The sequence below is a fragment of the Microcoleus sp. Pol12A5 genome, from assembly GCF_036701435.1.
In the GTDB taxonomy this organism is placed as follows: domain Bacteria; phylum Cyanobacteriota; class Cyanobacteriia; order Cyanobacteriales; family Microcoleaceae; genus Microcoleus.
Map to the genome: position 1 here is coordinate 13,150 of NZ_JAUBQU010000076.1, position 19,294 is coordinate 32,443.

Genomic DNA, 19,294 nt, shown 5'->3' on the forward strand with positions numbered 1-19,294 from the left:
CCGACGCGCGGCCGAGTTAAATCCTGATTTTCCGTGGACTTATTACAACATGGCAACGGCTTTTGAGAAGCTGGAACGGTGGGATGAGTCGATCGCCGCTTACCGGCGCGCTGCGGAAATTCAGGCGGATTTGCCGTGGCTTTCGCAAAAGTTGGCTGATGCTTTGAGGATGCGATCGCAGTGGGATTTGAAGGAGGCGATGCGTTTGTACAGACGGGCGATTCAGGAGAATCCTGATGACGTGCAGTTGTATCACAAGGCGCTGGAGATTGCGCCGAATGATGCTGACCTTTATGTTGAGTTGGCGGATGCTTTGGTGCGACACAGTTGGCCGGATGGGGCGATCGTCTTTTATCAGATGGCGTTGCAGATTCGGCCGGACGATCGGGCTATTTCTGAGCGGTTAGAAGAGGTGTTAAAAAAAAAAGGTGTAAGTAAGGCAGCGTCCGGCGATCGCGCTGTTGGCGCACACTCGGGAAATGCGATCGAACACAGCCCGGGGATAGCTGCAGAGTACCACGAATTAGGGGAGTCTCTGCAAGAAGAAGGTAAATTGGTCGAGGCTGTGGCCGCCTACCGCAAAGCAATTTCAATTAATCCCAATTACTTTGGAACTCACCACAATTTAGGCGATGTCCTGAAATGGCTCGGTAAAGTTGATGAGTCTATTAAAAGCTATCAGAAAGCTGCAGAACTGAATCCAAGTTTTGTTTGGGCGCACCACAACTTAGCTGATGTATTTCAAGAAGAAGGTCGGCTTGATGAAGCTGTTGCTGCTTATCGGAAAGCGATCGAGGTTGCTCCTGACTTTGGCTGGTCTCACTACAATCTAGCGAAAACTCTAGCTAAACAAGATAAGCTTTCGGAAGCTTTGGAAGAGTATCAGACGGCAAGCAAACTCGATCCGAAACTTTTTGGTTTGGATTATCAAAACTTACGAGATTCGCTATTCCTCGGTCAAGACCCAGCTTACACGAAGTGGCGCGCTAAGAACAGCCCCAGAGAAGCTGACTTGCGGAAGATGGCGGAAACATTAGAAATCTTTAGCTACAAGCCGCTGATTAGCATTGTCATGCCGGCTTACAATACGCCAGAAAATTATTTGCAGGAGGCAATAGAATCAGTTCTCAATCAGATATATCCTTATTGGGAATTGTGCATTGCGGATGACGCATCAACCGCGCCTCATGTCAAGCAAATTTTGCAAGAATATGCAGCCAAAGATAGCCGGATCAAAGTAGCTTACAGAACCAAAAACGGTCACATTTCTCACTGTTCTAATTCTGCTTTGGAGTTGGCGAGGGGTGAATTTGTATCTTTATTAGACCACGACGATACACTGACGCCAGAGGCGTTGTATGAAGTGGTGCTGTTGCTGAACCGACATCCGGAAGCGGACATGATTTATTCAGATGAAGATAAGATTTATCAGGATCAGGAGCTGATAAATCCATTCTTCAAGCCAGAATGGAGTCCGGATTCATTTTTATCTCGGATGTACACTTGCCATTTGGGAACTTACAGGCGATCGCTAATCAATGAAATCGGCGGTTTTAGACCGGGTTTTGAAGGAGCTCAGGATTATGATTTGGTTCTGAGGTTTACAGAAAAAACTGACAAAATATTTCACATCCCTAAAATTCTTTACCACTGGAGAATGCACGCGGGTTCGGCTGCTGGCGGTGTAGAGGCTAAACCCTATGCCTATGACGCAGGGCAAAAAGCTTTGCAAGAGGCGATCGAACGCAGGGGCGAACCCGGTAAAATTGAAGGCGTTCCCTACTTTCTGGGACACTTTATTGCACGCTACAAAATTGCCGATTACAAGCGGGTCAGCATCATTATTCCCACGCGGGATTTAGGGGATGTTTTGGACAATTGCTTGGAGTCTATCTTTACTAAGAGCGTCTACCCCAACTACGAAGTTATCGTGATCGATAACGGCAGTCAAGAGAAACACACGGCGGAAATTCTGGCTAAATGGACGGCTAAGGAATCAGCGAGGTTTAAAAGTTATCGGCTAGATATTCCGTTCAATTTCTCTAAGATTAACAACTACGCGGCTAGCAAAGCCGAGGGAGATTACTTGCTGTTCTTGAATAACGATACAGAGGTAATTACTCCCGATTGGATTGACGGGATGGTTGAACAAGCTCAGAGAAGCTCGATCGGGGCTGTGGGCAATTTGTTGATATACTCAGATAACAAAATCCAGCACGCGGGAGTGGTGATGGGACTCGGCGGCGGAGTGGCGGGTCACAGTTATTACCATATGCCGCGATCGATTCCTGGCTATTTCGGGAATGTGGTAGGCATGAATAATGTTTCAGCGGTAACTGCTGCGTGTTTAATGTGTCGCCGCGAAGTATTTGAAAGTGTTGGGGGGTTTGACGAAGAGCTAACAGTGGCGTACAATGATGTGGATTTGTGTTTGAAAATGCTAGAGAAAGGGTACCAAAATATTTACCTGCCTCATGTAGTTCTCTACCACCACGAATCTAAAAGCCGGGGTTACGAGGATTCGCCTGAAAAGAAAGAGCGGCTGAAGCAGGAATCGAAGCTGATGGAAAGCCGGTGGCAAAAATATATTGAGAATGACCCTTACTACAGCCCTCATTTAACCAGAGCTTGTCAAGACAGCGGTATCAGATTGGAGGACGAGAATTGGCGGCCGAGTCATTAGGAACATCCCCATGAGGGGTAGGCACGGGGGCACTACCCCTACAATCGCTAATTTTCTTGAGAATGAGACATATCTGTCTTTGTAGGGGCGGTGCCCCCGTGCCCGCCCTGGATGCCGGGGGAATCGCAAGGATTGTAACCTAGACAGAAAACCCATACAATTCATCAGACGGCACCAATGTCAACAACCTGTAGGGGCGGGTTCGCCGATAGCTTCAAGGGATACCCAAAGACTAAAAAAACCGCCCCCACCCCGCGCGAGAATCCTGAATATTGACATTAGTACAAGGTGCTTATCAACCCCGATCGACCAAGCAAAAAAAAATGAAATCTACGGTACAAAATTATGAATAACTCATTACAAGTGCATGAAGAGACTGCTTCTAATTATTTTCATAGAGGCAACCTCCTGAAACAGTCTGGTAAATTAGAGGAAGCGACCGCCGCCTACCAGCGGTGTACTGAACTAAACCCGGATTTTTCCTGGTATCACCACAATTTGGGTGAAGTTCTGGCGAAATTGGGGCAGCGGGATGGGGCGGAAAAAAGTTACCGCAGGGCCTGCGAACTTAACCCGAATTCTGCTTGGTCTTGGCACAATTTAGGGGAGGTTTTGGAACAGCAGGGCAATCTAGATGAAGCCGTTGCTGCGTACCGCAAATCTGTGGAAATATATCCGGATTTTTACGAATTTCACAATAGTTTAGGCAAGGCTTTGTGCTTGCAAGGTCAACTGGATGAATCTGTAAGTTGTTTGCGAAGAGCGATCGAGCTTGACTCGGAATCGGCTTTGCCTTACCAAAATTTGTGGGAGGCTTTGGCAAGACAGGGACGAGTTGATGAAGGGGTTGAGTGCTTGCGTCATGCGATCGATCTAAATCCGGGTGATGGGGAATTGTACCTGAAGTTGGCAGAGGCTTTGCAAGGTAAGAATGAATTAGCAGAAGCCGTGGGTTATTACCGCAAGGCGATTCAGTTGAAGCCTGATTTCCATTGGATTTACTATAAATTGGGAACAGCTTTATCGGCACAGGGTCAATGGGAGGAGGCGATCGCGGCTTACTCGAAAGCCGCTGACTTGGAACCGGGTTCGGCGATCGTCCACCACTATTTGGGGCATACTTTGTCGATCGTGCAGCGGTGGGAGGAGGCGATCGCATCTTATCGGAAAGCGCTTGATCTCGTACCGAATGCGGCAGTGATTTACCAGCATTTGGGCGATGCTTTGGCGAAAGTGCAAAAGTGGGAGCAAGCTTTGGGATCTTATCGCAAGTCGGTTGAGCTCGATCCAAATTCGCTGGAGGCTCAAGACCATTTGGGGTTTGCTCTATATCAGTTGGGGCGGTACGATGAGGCGATTTCTGCCTATCGCAAAGCTTTGGAAATTGCTCCTGATTCCGATGTAGTTCACTGTCATTTAGGGGAAGCCCTGCAAAAAAGAGCTCGCGTCCAACCGCTTCAGAAAGATGTTGAGCTGGATTTAGATGAGGCGCTAAAGTGTTATCGCAGGGCAAGCAAATTGAATCCCAGCAATTTGGAGGTGGCTCAAAAGGCTGTGGAGATTAAGTCTGACGACTCGGAGCTTTATTTGCAGCTAGGTAAGGCTTTGGCAGAACAAGGGCAGTTGGATGGGGCGATCGCTCAATACCGCCGCGTTCTCGATCGCAATTCAGACTCTTGGGAGGCGCAGCATTATTTAGGGGAAGCTTTGGCAAAACAAGGGCGATGGGATGAGGCGATCGATGCTTACGATCGATGTGTGAAGGTTCACCCTAGTGATTTTATGTCTTACGCTGGTTTGGGTGATGTTTGGCTGGGTAAGGGAATCCCAGAGAGGGCGATCGAGTTTTATCAAAAGGCGATCGATCTTAATCCTAATTTAGCTGAGGTTTATGATAAGTTGGGTGATAGTTTGGCTAAGGTGGGGCGACAAAAGGAAGCTAGTGTGTGTTATCGTCGGGGGCTGGCACTGAAAGCGAGACTTTTTTGATTGCTAAATAACGCGCGAACATCTGAAAATTTATTTGGCGCTGGGCGGCACTTTCGTCCCACCTTTATCCCTTGTTTGATCCATAATCTATTGTTACAAAAAATAACGGAGTGAAAAATCGATGAATCCAGAAAAACAATTGACGGAATATGTGCACACATGGGATGCTAATCAAGCTAACCATCCCCTTTGGCAAGACTATAAGGAGGATTTTGAGGCTTATTTTTCTAAATTTAAAACATCAAGGGAATCTCAAGAATTTAGTAATTTGACTTTTTACCCCTGCTTGGGAGAGAAAACCCCATCTACCGGGTTTGACAAATCGTATTACTATCAAGATACTTGGGCAAGTAGAAAGATTTTTCAGAGTCGCCCTGAATCTGTCCTAGACCTTGGTTCTACAGTATTGTACTCTGGCATAATTTCCCAGTTTGTTCCTACTACTTTTGTTGATATTAGACCCATTCAAGTTAATTTACCAGGATTGACAGTTGTTGATGGCAGTATTTTGGAGTTGCCTTTTGAGGATTATTCTCAAAATTTTATTACTTCCCTACGTGTAATGGAGCATATAGGTCTTGGTAGGTATGGCGACCCAATTATGCCAGACGGTGCGAGACGTGCTTGTGCAGAAATCAATAGAGTGTTGAAGCATGGTGGAGAAATAGTTGTCAGTGTGCCTGTGGGAGTATCTTGCATCGCTTACAATTCTCATCGTATTTTTTCCAGGGAACACTTTCTCTCTTACCTTCCCGGATATACAGTGTTAGATGAAGTTTTTTTAACACCAGAACCGATGGGTGATGAGGTTTTAGATAGTTTAAAAGAACCAGGTCAGTTTGTTGTGTGGGTTGCACATTTATCTAAGCCTAAAAATGTTGAGATTGAGAATTGGATAGCCCAAGGTAAACCAGTTCCTACACCTCATGCAGTTAAGCAAGAAGCAGTAAGATATTATGCAGAAAAATATAGCCTTAACACCTTAGTAGAAACAGGAACATACTTGGGTGATATGGTTTTTTCTATCAAGGATATATTCAAAAAAATTATTTCGATAGAACTTGGGTCAGACCTTTACTTACAGGCCAGAAATCGATTTTGGGGAATATCTCATATAGATATTATTCAGGGTGATAGTGGCAAAGTTTTTTCGGTAATTTTACCTAAAATAGAAGACTCCTGTTTGTTCTGGCTTGATGGTCATTACTCAGCGGGAATTACAGCAAGAGGTGATTTACAAACTCCCATTCTACAGGAATTACAGGCTATTTTTAGTCATATTCAAAAAGATAATCATGTACTTCTAATAGATGATGCTCGCTGTTTTACAGGACAAGATGATTATCCAACTATTAGCGAATTAAAAGAATTGGTAAGCCAGCACTTGCCGAACCATAGCTGGGAACTAACGAATGATATTATTAGGATATGTCCGTCGTATTCGACAGTTCGGGACAAAAGTTTACAAGATACAGCAGTGTTCGACAAAAGTTTACAAGATACAGCTCCTAAAATCACTGAAAGCGAGCAATTTAATTATTTGTCGGCAAGCTTTTTAACCAAATATAATAGGATAAAATCTCATAGTATCAATCCCAATCTAATTCTACCCGTATGGGATGAATGGAACAAGACACTGGAAGCAAATATATTGCCAATACCGCCTATTTCATTTCTGAAAACTCCCGTAATAATGGAAACAATGTTTGTTGGGTATGATGAATTTTATTCCCAGGAAATTTATTTGCTGGAAACAGAATTATCCCCAGACCAACTAAAAAATTTGTTGCGGGAAGATAGTATAGGCCAACCCCCTATAACTACAGAATATCAAGAAGTGTTGACTTCTTTTAATACTGTCCATCACTTGCATCACTTAGTTAAATTTTTTGCCCACACTAAATGCAGCCCAACAGATATAAACTGCGTTGTTGAGTGGGGCGGAGGCTATGGTAATCTAGCTAAACTATTTAAGCGCATGAAAGGAAATGAGAGTTTGACCTACATTATTATAGATACCCCCCTATTTAGCTGTCTTCAATGGCTTTACTTGGGAAGTATTTTTGGTGAAGATCAAGTCAACCTAATAGACGATTTAAGTAAGTCGTTAGTAGAAGGGAAAATAAATTTATTACCCCTCAATTTTTTAGATAACTATCCCATTAGTAATGATGTGGATTTGTTTATATCAACTTGGGCTTTGAGCGAATGTTCGGACTTTGCCCAAAACTATGTAATAAATCATCAATGGTTTAATGCTAAACACCTACTCCTAGCTTATCACTTAGGAGATGGGAGAGAATTTCCATTTGCTTCGAGGGTAGAAGAGTTAGCTATCAGTGGTGGAGCATCCACAGAAGAGATAAACTTTATTCCGGGTCGTCATCAGTATGCGTTTCGCTAATTCCGACTAAATAATTACTGTTTTTTGCCCAACTAACTAATGAAAGCTATGACTATCAACTCCTCCCAAACTAATATGAGTGACTCAAATTCAAATGACTGGTTACTACAGTTTAGCAAAAACATCACATCCACAACGGGTGAAGATGGCATTCTGGAAAAGATATTTGCAATGATGCCGAACTCTGATCACTGGTGTGTTGAGTTAGGTGCGGGTAATGGCATCACTTTTAGCAATAGTTATCATCTAATTGTTAATAAAGGTTGGTTCTCACTACAGATAGAAGGCGACCCCATTAAGTATGAAGAATTAATCAAGACTCATGGAGAAAATTCCCAGGTAATTTGTCTTAACAAATATGTCAGTTTTTGTGGAAATAATACCCTAGATAATATTTTTCAAAAGACATCATTACCGCGAAGCTTTGATTTATTATCTATAGATATTGATGGCAATGACTATTACTTATGGGAGTCATTAGAGCATTTTAGACCTAAAGTGATCGTGATAGAATTTAACCCCTCTATCCCCAATCAGGTGGACTGGGTGCAAGAAAGAAATATGGAGGTTAATCAAGGTTGTTCGCTTTTATCTTTAATTAATCTCGGAAAGCGTAAAGGATATGAATTAATATCTGCAACGTGGCTAAATGGTATTTTTGTGGATAGCCAATATTACGAATTATTTGAAATTTCCGATAATTCTATATGGCAAATGTATAGAGATCCACAAAATTTTCATTCATTCGTTTTCCAGTGTTATGATGGAACAATTATGATGGTCGGAAATGATAAGCTGTTATGGCATGATCGAAAGTTTAATCTTGAGGAAATGCAGGAAAAAATACAAATTTTACCAAGAGAGCATCGAATTTTCCCCGCAAAAATTGCGGGAAATAGTAGTGATCAAACGGGAAAAACCGAGGCTGATCTCTCTGTGATAATCTTTTCTAAAGATCGACCTCTGCAACTTCAGGCTTATTTGGAAAGTCTTTTCTACTATTCTAGTATCAAGGAAGATTCCATCTATGTTTTGTACCAGCCTACAGAAAATATCTCTTATCAAGAGCTAATTAGACACTATCCAAACATACATTGGGTAGAAGAAACTAATTTTTCTGCTGACTTGATGACGATTCTTGACGAAGCAAAAGATTTTATTTTGTGGGGCTGCGATGATGTTTTCTTTAAGTCCTTTTTCGATCCAAATATTTGCGTAAAAGCCCTGAGTCAAGACCCCAAAATATTTGGTTTTGGTTTGAGGTTAGGGAAAAATATTCCCCCCGATCTAGAAATGATTAGTCGAGGGGATTATTTACTGTGCAACTGGACAAAAGCACCTCAAGGATATTGGTCTTATCCTTGGGAAGTTAGTACGTCTATTTATCGCAAAAGCGATGTAATGGAGTTTATTAAATTATCGAGCAATATTAGTAACCCAAATTATTTAGAAGGTGAATTAGCCGACTATTTTGAACGGACTAAAGATAGCAATAATCAAAAATATCTGGCTTGCTTTGAATTGAGTAAAACAGTTACTTTGACAATTAACAGAGTCCAAGAAACACATCCCAATTGGTTTGATGGTACTGACGATAGTAGTCCCGATAATCTTTATCAGTATTTTCTTAAAGGTTATAAGTTAAATTGGGCGAAATTTGAAGAGGTGAATAATACTACTGCCCATGTGCGATCGGATTATTTAGAAATTTACGACCCACAATTGTTAGAATGTAAAACTTTGGGGGATATATTCGTTTCTCAAGGGGAGTTTACTTTAGCAAGAAACTGTTATATAAAAGGATTATCAAGAAAAAAAACGTCCGAATTGTATGCTAATATTGGCACTACTTATGCTAGAGAACAGCAGTGGTCAGAAGCTTTACCTTTTTACAATAAATCCATTGGTTTACAGCCAAACTGCGCTGGAGTTTACAGAAATTTGGCTAAAGTGTGGCAGCATTTAGGTGAATTGGACAAAGCGATCAACTGTTGGGAAAAAGCCCTAACTTTAGAACCTGACTCATTACCATCAGAATTTTTACCCTTGGTTAATGAGCTAAAATTACAGGGGAAAATAGGGGATATTTTAGTTTTATATGATTTAAAGACAGATAAGACTGCCGAGAGACCGAATTCGGCAAAGGAAGTTAGAGACTTAATCAAACTTATCCGTCGTACTATAGAGATTAATCCTAATGGTCGAGTCGGATATCAACAACTAGCGGAAGCACTGTTAGATGCGGGACAGAATGAAGACGCGATCGCGTTTATTCGCCAATCTTTAGAAAACTTTCCTGAATGGCCACAGGGGTATCATCTATTAGGAAAGGCATTGGTAAAATTAGGTGAAAATGAACAAGAAATCCTTGAGGCTTACCAACAAGCAAGTAAACTATTTGAACGGGAAGGCCTGATAGAAAAGGCTATTGAATCTTATCAAGAAGCGTTAAAACTACAACCGGACTTTCCAGATAACTCTTTATATCTCGGAATGCTTTTAGCTCAAAATAACAGATATGAAGAAGCTCTAAATTACTACGAGAGAATTTTGTATAGTCAGCCAGAGAAAGCCGAAACATTTGCCCCTTTAGCGCTCCTTTTAGTCGAACAGGGATTACAGCAAGAGGTAATTAATTGCTACCATAACGCCTTTAAACAGGAGCCAAACAGCACTAAAAATTACTACAATTTCGCTTTAACTCTGTCACAAGCAGGTTTAACCCAAGCAGCCGTTGCCTTTTTTCAACAAGCACCGCAAACACAGCATAGTCAACCCCAGATTTATGATAACATTTGGCGCGGTTTGAATCAATTGGGATTATTACCAGAAACTGACTCTCAATACCCCAGCGAAATTAACTACAGTGAGGCGGAAACCCACTTTAATCAAACTAGCCAATATAACGTTATTGATTTGAATAACTTAACCGAAGAACAAAAAGTATTTCTATCACAGCAAGGCATATCCCTTACCAGTTTAGAATTAGTTAAATCAAACAATATCAACTTAGAGCAAATATACCTTAAAAGTTTTCCCGACACCGAACATATCGAGCTATCTAAAACCTATGAAAATCGAACCCTAACCTCCTATCAGTCAATGGCACAGACTGGCTATATTTACACCCTGTGTCCTATTACTGGTAAAGTAGTTCGGTCTAATCAATCTTTTCATATCCATTACGGTGATTTTAATAATTTCATCTATCGCTTTGTCAGTCAAGAAGTCTTTTATTTAATAATTGGTCATTGGATGGGAATTAAGTTATGCCTTTATTTTCCTAGTAAGGATTTAGTGATTTGGTTCCATAAGGATGTTTGGGTAGGAGAACATATTATTGACAAGCTAAAAGCCTCGCTCGTGAGTCAGTGGTTGAAAGTCAAATCTTATATATCAACACCGGAACCAAAACCAACTGCTGTAGTTTATGGCCATATATCCAACATTTCTCATTATATGTGGAATGAAGTTACAGGGATGCAGTATCTAGCAGTTAATGGCTGTTTAGCAAAAATTGATAAATTTTTGGCCTTACCCTACGACTATTACAATATTCCCGCTCTGTTTGAGGAGGTCTCTGAGGAGAAAGTAGTAGGTATTCCTCATGCTAATAGCTTATTAGAAACAATGCTCGAAAATAATTTATTTGCGATGAGAGTTACTGACACATTTATCACGGAAGCATTAGCTAAGAGAATTGTTAATTATTCTTTGGCTAAATGTGCGAATGATGCTGTCTTTTTACAAAAGGTGGAAAAAGCGAAAAATAGTTTCCCCTTAATTTGGATAACTATCAGAAGCCATCGTCGTGTCTGGATATCTCAAATTGAAGGTTTTGCGAATATAATTAATAAACTTTACCAAGATTATCCACAAATAGGAATTGTCTTTGATGGCTGGGGCTGCATGGATCATCGCCAGCCAGATCCCAGAGACCAGTCGATGATTCAACAGGAAAATGAAATAAGACTAAAAATTATTGATTTGATTGCTCCTGAGATTGCTACTTATAGCGCGATCGGGGCTACGAACTTTGAAAAAGCAGTTTGGGCAAAGGCTGTAGATATGTACATACAGCCAGAAGGGACGGGTCTTACTCATGTAACATGGATCGCTAATAGACCTGGAGTGATATTTAGTCACAAGCAGGCTATGGGGCAGAAATGGTATTGGTTTAATAACAGGGAAAATGCTATTGAACCAGTGCTAATCAAGGAGGAGTATCTAATCGGTAATGCCAAAGATATAGGTTTAGGGCATCACAGTAACTTTGATTGTGATTGGTCGGGAATCTATATTGAAGCAGGGGAAATTATTGGTAAACTAACAAAGGATTAAATTCAGCTTGGCCATTTCTAGGAGCGAGGCTTATCCTGATATTGCGAACTTGTGATCGATTTGTGAAGGTTAATCCTGATGATTTTATGTGACACTGGTTTGGGTGACGTTTGGTTGGGTAAGGGGATGGTAGAGAAGGCGATCGAGTTTTATCAAAATGCGATCGAACTTAATCCTGATTTAGCTAAGGTTTATGATAAGTTGAGTGATAGTTTGGCTAAGGTGGGGCGACCAAACGAGGCTAGTGTTTGTTATCGTCGTGCTTTGGAGTTGAAAGCGAAAGTTTCTTCATTGCCAAATAACGCGCGATCGGCTGAAAAATTAGTTTGATCGGGGCGGGCAACCTTGAGTGCTTATTTTATCCATAATCTCTTGTTACAGAAGGAATAATAAAGTTATGTCTAAAGGTGTAATATACATTGTAGTTGGCACTGAGTATGTAGCTGAGGCGGTGAAATCTGCCGCTAGTCTCAAGAAGTATATGCCAAATTTACCAATTACCTTATTTTCTAGTGAAACAGTTACATCTCCCTACTTTGATACGGTGAAAGTTATAGATAATCCTCGCTATCACACCCCCGGACTTGATAAAATTAGTTATATGTATGATTCGCCCTATGAATATACCTTATTCTTGGATTCAGATACCTATATTTGTACTGATTTTTGGGAAATTTTCAATCTGTTAGATCTGTTTGACATGGCTGTAGCTCATGCACCTTTTAGGATAGCACCTACACATATTAACGGCCAGGAGTGGATACCCTATCAATTTACAAAAATTCCAGAAAGTTTCCCAGAAATGAATACTGGCGTTATACTTTACAAAAAAAGTTATAAAGTTGAGCAATTTTTCCAAAACTGGTTGAATTTATGCGAAGAAAAAGTCAAAAATCAGGGTAAGCCTTTACACGATCAAGCTACTTTCCGGTCTGTTTTATACGAAAGCGAGCTTAGAACAGCAACACTTACACCAGAATATAATTGTCGGTTTATCTTTCCTGTTTTTGTTAGTGGTAAAGTGAAAATTTTACATGGGAGACCTCCTAATTTTGAGTTAATAGCTAATAAAATTAATTCAGAAATAGGTCCGATAATTTTTACACCACAAGATTTTATTTTCATCAGCCACAAAGAGATAGTTGACGAGCAAATAATTCAGAAAAATTCTCGTTTATTTCAAATAAGAGAAGATTTGGAAACAAGCAAAATTAGACTTCAGCAAATGCAAGAAAAGATAAAGTCTTAAAATTAATCAGTCTAAATATGACTACCTTGGCGAAATTTATCTAACAATATGCACTATTTGGGGTGTCATTTTTGTTTCAGTGGATTAGCACTTTGAAAATAGCTAGTAGTCCAGGTTTTTGGTTCTTTGCCATTAGCAAAATGGTCTTAATTTATTACTTTATCAGATTTAGGGCAGAGCGATCTAATTGTGATTGGGCTTGTTTCAGTTTGAAGCGCGATCGATCCAATTCGATCTGCATTTCTTCTGCCGTTTGTTTCCAACTATTCAACTGGGATTTCACCCATTCCTTTAGTAGCGAGGAATGTGATCTATTTCAAAGTCAAGTGTAAATCCAGTCAGAGCTTCTGTCCAACTTCGGCAATCACCTGCGAAATTGTTTGATCGGTCACCATTGTATCCTGGTCTCTCAGCCAAAAGAATAGATGCACCGACGTTTGAATATTTGTGATACTCCAATACTGAGCCTTCAGAAGGCAGATCGTCAACATACTTTGTCATAATTCTTAACACATAAAATTTGTTGTGACCACAAAAAGACTGAAGTAACTGGTAGAGTGAAAATATGTTTTCATCGGTAAAAACACTAGGCAATTCGGGATCTGGATGTCCACTCCTACACCATCTAATAAATCCAATTTTTTGATTGCCACTTTTACAATAATCTTTAAGCTTGCTGAAAGTGTGGAGAAATCGTCCCTTTGCCTGATCAATTGCACCACTATCAATCAACTGAGGTGAGATATTTATGAAATTTTCTCTATCATCTGAGTGGTATTTCCTCACCAATGCAGGAGACAAATCATGGTGGAATATCAAATCTGAATAGCTGTCCGACAAACTTCCGAATTTATTAATGTACAGATTATTTAAATCAAGAATTTGGGCGGGATTAAATTCCGGTGAAAGAATTCTTTGAAGTGCAGCAAAAGTAGTTATTGTCCAGTCGAAGGGAAATGACTCTGACGTGGTATTATTGCTAGTATTAAATTCACGAACTTGATATGCCGTGCGGCACCAAGCGCCAATTGGTATTAGCATGAGCTCGTCAGTATTAGCTAATTTAGTGATTTTCTGAGTAGGGATTTCAGGAAAAACACCCCCAACATTATAACAATCTTTAATTGTATAGTGGCTGTTTTTTTCCAACTCAGATTCAGAATTGAGCGCTACTAATTGTGACTGGGCTTCTTTCAGTTTTAAACGCGATAGATCCAATTCTATCTGCATTTCTTCTGCCGTTTGTTTCCAACTATTCAACTGAGATTTTACCCAGTCCTTTTCGGATTGAGTCGCCTCTAATTTAGCTTGTACCTCCTGAGTTGTACGTTGCCAAGTTTCCACTTGCGCTGCTAACTGAGATTTTTCCGCTTGAGTTTCCTGTAATTGTGACTCTTTTTGTATCACTTGAGATTGTATCTGCTGTACTTGGTGGGCTAACTCTTTTGCTTCTGCGATAAAAGCCTCTTTTTGAGCGTCTAAAATAGCGGAGTTAGCTTCAGCATACTGGCGATATCTGTTAAAAATAATCTCCCTAGTGCGAGTAAAATCAGCGCGGTTATGGCTACTGGTGTTAGTGCCATCCTTTCTTTGGGTAAATTCGCAGGTAGTTTCTTTGATATGGGCTATGTCAAATTTCCGAGATAGCCGAATTATTAAATCCCAATCTTCATGGGTTGATAGGGTTTCATCAAATAAGCCCACTTCATCTAAGCAGGATTTTTCGTGCATTAGACATAAGTTAGGAGTGCAGTTACTCACTAAGATTTTGTCCTTGTCAAAGTCTAGGGAGTAGGGCACACTACGGTGAACTGTCACATATTCACCATTTTGTTTTTTCTGTTCTGCCATGACAGCATCGGTGTAGGCGATTTTATATTCGCTATTTTCTAGGAATTTTACTAGGGTTTCGATGTGATTGGGGTAGTAGCTATCATCGTCATCTAAGTAGGCGATGTATTTACCACGGGCGGCGCGGATACCAGTGTTACGGGCGGCGGATCGCTCAAGAGCGCGATCGTGTTTTTTGTAGACAATATTACCATTATTATTAAGGTGTAATATAATTGATTGCACGTCAACACCGCCATCGTTGATTACGATAATTTCTAAATCGACAAAGGTTTGATTAAAAACACTTTGAATAGCTTCCTTAAGCATTTGTGGGCGGTTTTTAGTGGGAATGATGACACTCACAAGAGGTTGTTTGGTAATCAGTTGCACAACCGAATTGACGTTAACATAACTACTATATCTCTTACGGACAATTTCCCTGGTTCGCTCAAAGTCATCCCATCTTCTACTGGTAGTTGTACTGCCATCAGTGCGCCAAGTAAACTCGCAAGTAGTTTGCTTAATATGGAACATCTGAAATTTCAAAGACATTCTAATCCACAAATCCCAATCTTCGTGAGTATCTAAAGTTTCATCGAAGACCCCTGTTTGCTCCAAACAAGCTCTTTCGTGCATGACGCAGAGGATAGGAATGTAATTATTAACCATCAGTAAGTCAGGATCAAAATCATAAGAATAGGGTACACTTCGATTGATAGTTACATATCTTCCATCTTGTTTTTCTTGCTCTGCTTTAGCGGCATCGGTGTACGCTACCTTATACTCACTTTTTTCCAAAAACTCAACCAAAGTTTGAATATGATTAGGATAGTACAGATCATCATCATCTAAATATCCAATATATTTACCTTTAGCTATACCAATACCTGCGTTACGAGTAGCAGAACGTTCTTTAGGATAATCGTGTTTAACGTAGAAAATATTGCCTCTATAATTAAGTCCCTCTAATAGTTTTTGGACATCAACGCCATGATCATTAATAACTATTATTTCTATATTTTCGTAAGTTTGCTCTAAAATGCTTTGAACAGCAATTTCCAACATTTCTGCACGATTTTTTGTGGGGATAATAATACTAACTAACGGTTTATTTACCACATTGTCAGCTTGAAGAACTAGGCTCCTCAAATATGCCTGAGATGTGTATGACGGCTTAATCCAAGCATAATCATGGATATTATTAGACATTCCTTGGAAGGTTACTAGATTTCTTTTTACCTCTTTAGTAAAATCCGAATAATTATTTTCTAAGGCTTTCTCAAACATTCCTTCTGCTTTTAGATATTCGCCCCTGCCACAGTATAAGATAGCCAAATTGTTCAGTGCTATTAAATTCCTATGATCTATTTCTAGTGCCATTTGCAAGGTTTTTTCAGCAAAATCTAGGTCACTGACTGGCTGATTATCCCAGATGTAAAAATCTTTGCCGAGCGAGCCAACGGTGGTATAGAGTGAAGCTAGATTTGTTTCAATATCACTAGGTATTTTTCCAAAAAGTTTAGCCAATTTGCTAGGCACCAAATATTGTTCTCGCACTAAAAAAAATTCCTTTCCACCAACATCTTTACCAGTATTTCCTAAGCTGAGACTTTCTGGATTTTCATAATATAAGCCTACTACATGAGGAATCAATTTAGCGATCAATCCTGCTGAAGCAAAGCGGAACATAAATTCGCGATCACCAAATACCTTAAACGTATCATCATAGTAACCAATACTATCAAAAACATTTTTTCTTATTAAGGCTGCATGAGAAGTGATTTGATAGTAGAAAAACAGAGGTGGAAAAAATTCGGGATACTCAAAAACAAATTTATTTGTGTTAGAATCAAAATTGTCATTTTTAGTTTGCGTCACCATCCAGTGACCATAAACGGCGCTAATTTCGGGAGATGATTCAATTTCCATCAACATACGTTCCAAAGTATCTTGAGAAAAGCGATCATCTGTATTAGCATTAATCACATATCTACCTGAACTTTGTTGAATCCCCCGATTCCATGCTTTATATAGTGTCTCACGTTTGGTTTTGATGCACTTAATGTTCGGGTAGTTGGATTGAAACTTATTAATAGTTACTTCTTCATTTTGATTTGAGCCACTGTTAATAACAATGATTTCTAGTTCACCTTTTTTGTAAAGTGTTTGATTGACTAGGGATTCCAAGCAACCCTGTATAAAATCCTGAGAGTTATAAGTAGAAACCACTGCTGATACAATAATGGTAGGATTTTTTTCCCGATCGGTTCTTTGAAATAACCTAGAAAAGTTTTCTGTTTGATTATTCTTGTTTAATTTAAAGTATTGGGTCAAAGCTTCTTGTTTCAAATAACTGGGTAAATAAATAGATTCACTAAGTTTTTTATAAAAAATAACTGAGTCTTTGTGGTAAACATTTTCTTCCGAATTGATAATCGTTTTTTGTTTTGGATGCACTCGCCAATGAGAAAGGATCTCATTAATAAAACCAACTTTATATTTACTCATGATCCTCAGCCACATTTCTACATCAACCAATTGACACAAATCAGAATCAAACAATCCGACCTTATCAAAGACTATCTTTCTAATCAAGACTGTGGTTGGCTCTCCGATTTTGTTCATAGGTTCGTCAAGGAGATTAGGATCTGCCAGAAGTTCTACACCTACTTGAATCGGTTTTAAAGGATTCGACCAAAATTTATGGGTATCTTTTGCCCTCTGTTGACAACCGAAAAGTAAGGAATTCTCTAACAATTCTTCTGATAATAAAACTCCCCTTGCCGATGAAATGATACCAATTTCATCATCTATCTCTGCCAGAGTAATCATTTTTTCTATACAGGTCGGCTCTAGCAAATCATCTTGGTGTAAAAATTTTATGTATTTACCCTGAGCCTGCAAAATGCAAAAATTCCAATTTTGAGCTAACCCATATCTGCTATGACTAATAACCCTGAATTCCACTGAGGCTTTTGATTGAAAATCTTTAGCTATCTCAAGTGTTTCATCAGTAGATTCATCATCTGAAATAATGATTTCTATGGCAGGATAAGTTTGAGCTAAACAACTGGCTAGAGCCTCAGCGAGAAACTCCGCACCATTGTACGTAGGAATACAAATACTTACGAGAGGCAGTTTATTCTGATGATTTAACTGAGATTTAATTTGGTGAATTTCAGCTTGAATTTGTTCCAGACGGTTGTTGGAGCTTTCCAAACTAACTTTTATTTCAGTCAATTTATCGGATTTTTCTTGATTAGATAGTGCCATAAATTTTCTCCTTCCTTGTTCCTCTAAGTTTTTACTTGTCATTTCCTTATCTTAATTCTAAATTAAATCACAAAAATTCTGAATTAATTTGAGAGAATTTTATATTTTGCTTGAACAAGCAAAATATAAAATTCTCTCATTAATCTCTCGCTTTTGATAAATAAAGTTGGAATAACTCATCTGCTTCTTGCCGTTCGTCTTTTACCCATCCATATATCTTCAAGACATCTTGCAATTCTAAATTTAATTGCTTAATGGTATGAACCTGTAATTTTCTCCTATGCTCTCCCGATTTAACTTGTCTTTTATGAGAATAAATATTTTCCTCAACTTCAAAATTGGCCCCATGTAGTAGCTTGTTTCTTAGCTGTTCACTAGGCTTACTTGGGAGATATTTGAAGAGTTCAATCAGCCATGTGGAGAAATCTATAACCATATCTTCATAACTCAGAAACAATACATTTTTTTTGCCAAATTGATATTTTGTATAATGCTCGTAATTTGTCCTAACCCAAGGAGAGTGTTCCATCACAAAATCCTCTATATTTTTATTTATGGCGTCTTCTCTTGCCGACTCTATCTTTGTCTTTTGGCTTTCTGGTATGTCATGAGTATATGCGCTCGAAAAATAAAGTGACGTGAGGACATCTCTTGGATCTCTCAACATCAAAATTACCTTGTATTTCTCCCTTTCAGGTATGGGGTAATATTGTCTGAATGGCCCGTAAATATGACCAGTTGTTCTAAACATATTATTAATTATTTCAGGATCATGGTCAAAAAATAATTTTTCTAAACATTGACCAGCTTCCCACAAATATCCTTCATAGTTTAGATAAGTCATACCTAAATCATGTGCCAGATTATGCAAAATTTCAGTAGCATACACAGAAGCGCATTTGTGAGTCGTGAACCAAATAATACTTGGATTGGTCGTCATTTAGGTTAATCTGGTCAAATTATAATGAGTGAGAGAGGGCTTGAGTTTTACGAATTGGCTTAACTGCAACTGTCCACCGCATCAATTGCTTCCACTCTTCTGAGTTTGTGAGTGCGTAGGTATCCAGTTGATGCTCTTTCTCGGAAGAGAATTTGGCAAAACTCTCTAGCCAGTTCATCAGTGTTTCTGTTTTTGACAAAGGCGTACACTTCAAGGATTCCTGCAAGCACTTTTGCATCTTGGTTGCATCGCCGTTTTGGTAAGCATACCACGCATCCCACACTAGAAGTGTGTATGGCATCTGGGTAGGTTGGACACCTGTATCACTAACGGCATATTGCTGGAACTGCGATCTATCCAATTCTTCCTGAACTTGAATAAGTTGAGCCTGATAATGCTGAGACTCTTCCTGAACTTGACGAAGTTGAGACTGATAATGCTGAGACTCTTCCTGAACTTGACGAAGTTGAGACTGATAATGCTGAGACTCTTCCTGAACTTGAACAAGTTGAGACTGATAATGCTGAGACTCTTCCTGAACTTGAACAAGTTGAGACTGATAATGCTGAGACTCTTCCTGAA

At 39.6% G+C, this 19,294-nt stretch carries 8 protein-coding genes and 1 pseudogene; 6 read left to right on the top strand and 3 right to left on the bottom strand.

Going from position 1 to position 19,294, the window contains the following annotated elements:
* The 6 genes from QUA45_RS19190 to QUA45_RS19215 form a co-directional block, all read left to right on the top strand.
* Nucleotides 1-2,683: glycosyltransferase (locus QUA45_RS19190; RefSeq protein ID WP_333221865.1), on the top strand; the 2,683-nt coding region annotated here is incomplete at its 5' end.
* 345 nt (nt 2,684-3,028) lie between these two features.
* On the top strand, nt 3,029-4,672 hold the full coding sequence (locus QUA45_RS19195) for a tetratricopeptide repeat protein (RefSeq protein ID WP_333221866.1): 1,644 nt from the start codon (nt 3,029-3,031) through the stop codon (nt 4,670-4,672).
* Nucleotides 4,673-4,793: 121 nt separating this feature from the next.
* Nucleotides 4,794-7,076, top strand: coding sequence for a DUF268 domain-containing protein (locus tag QUA45_RS19200; protein ID WP_333221867.1), 2,283 nt, complete (start codon nt 4,794-4,796; stop codon nt 7,074-7,076).
* Nucleotides 7,077-7,115: 39 nt separating this feature from the next.
* On the top strand, nt 7,116-11,417 hold the full coding sequence (locus tag QUA45_RS19205) for a tetratricopeptide repeat protein (RefSeq protein ID WP_333221868.1): 4,302 nt from the start codon (nt 7,116-7,118) through the stop codon (nt 11,415-11,417).
* A 78-nt stretch (nt 11,418-11,495) separates the two neighbouring features.
* The gene (locus tag QUA45_RS19210) at nt 11,496-11,747 is read left to right on the top strand and encodes a tetratricopeptide repeat protein (protein WP_333221869.1); all 252 of its coding nucleotides are present in this window, start codon (nt 11,496-11,498) and stop codon (nt 11,745-11,747) included.
* Nucleotides 11,748-11,814: 67 nt separating this feature from the next.
* Complete coding sequence (locus tag QUA45_RS19215; protein WP_333221870.1) at nt 11,815-12,666, top strand: hypothetical protein; 852 nt, start codon at nt 11,815-11,817, stop codon at nt 12,664-12,666.
* A gap of 291 nt (nt 12,667-12,957) precedes the next feature.
* Here QUA45_RS19215 and QUA45_RS19220 read toward each other — a convergent pair whose 3' ends face one another.
* From QUA45_RS19220 to QUA45_RS19230, 3 genes and pseudogenes are all read right to left on the bottom strand, one after another.
* On the bottom strand, nt 12,958-17,814 hold the full coding sequence (locus QUA45_RS19220) for a DUF1796 family putative cysteine peptidase (RefSeq protein WP_333221871.1): 4,857 nt from the start codon (nt 17,812-17,814) through the stop codon (nt 12,958-12,960).
* Between the two features lie 97 nt (nt 17,815-17,911).
* Nucleotides 17,912-18,661, bottom strand: a complete 750-nt coding sequence (locus tag QUA45_RS19225; RefSeq protein WP_333221872.1) for a sulfotransferase domain-containing protein — start codon at nt 18,659-18,661, stop codon at nt 17,912-17,914.
* Nucleotides 18,662-18,731: 70 nt separating this feature from the next.
* Nucleotides 18,732-19,294: pseudogene (locus QUA45_RS19230) on the bottom strand (chromosome partitioning protein ParA); the annotation flags it as partial.

Coding starts and splice junctions, on each gene's coding strand:
- QUA45_RS19195 (WP_333221866.1), top strand. CDS start 3,029: ATGAATAACTCATTACAAGTGCATGAAGAGACTGCTTCTAATTATTTT.
- QUA45_RS19220 (WP_333221871.1), bottom strand. CDS start 17,814: ATGACAAGTAAAAACTTAGAGGAACAAGGAAGGAGAAAATTTATGGCA.
- QUA45_RS19215 (WP_333221870.1), top strand. CDS start 11,815: ATGTCTAAAGGTGTAATATACATTGTAGTTGGCACTGAGTATGTAGCT.
- QUA45_RS19205 (WP_333221868.1), top strand. CDS start 7,116: ATGAAAGCTATGACTATCAACTCCTCCCAAACTAATATGAGTGACTCA.
- QUA45_RS19200 (WP_333221867.1), top strand. CDS start 4,794: ATGAATCCAGAAAAACAATTGACGGAATATGTGCACACATGGGATGCT.
- QUA45_RS19210 (WP_333221869.1), top strand. CDS start 11,496: ATGATTTTATGTGACACTGGTTTGGGTGACGTTTGGTTGGGTAAGGGG.